This is a genomic window from Streptomyces sp. WM6378, assembly GCF_001279695.1.
Classification (GTDB): domain Bacteria; phylum Actinomycetota; class Actinomycetes; order Streptomycetales; family Streptomycetaceae; genus Streptomyces.
This window is the reverse complement of the sequence record NZ_LGDD01000219.1, coordinates 1-322: the sequence shown is the minus strand read 5'-3', so window position 1 is coordinate 322 and position 322 is coordinate 1. Positions and strand designations below refer to the sequence as shown.

The window sequence follows — 322 nt, the reverse complement described above, 5'->3', positions numbered from 1 at the left end:
TGTCGAACTGGGAGACGTGGCGCGACACCGCGCCCGCCTGGACGCGGCTGCACACCCGCAACGCCTTCGACGCCGCGATCTTCTACGGGGAGGTCCTCGACTGGGCGTGTGACCGGCCCGGCTGCTGCGACGTCCAGTACGAACACGAGGAAGTCGTCCTGCGGCACGCCGGACACATCGTCGCCCGCCTCACCTCCGGCGCCGTCGAAGCCGCCCCCGACCCCAGCCTGCGCCCGCACTGGCACACCCACTTCGCCGTCGAGGACCCCCACGGCCACGCGGAGAAGGCCCGCGCCAACGGCGCCACCCTCCTCGCCGACGG

General features: G+C 73.3%; 1 protein-coding gene. It reads left to right on the top strand.

The annotated features are described in order from the left end of the window. Positions 1-322, top strand: a 322-nt coding sequence (locus ADK54_RS17765; RefSeq protein ID WP_324610169.1) for a VOC family protein, incomplete at both ends; no start/stop codon positions are given.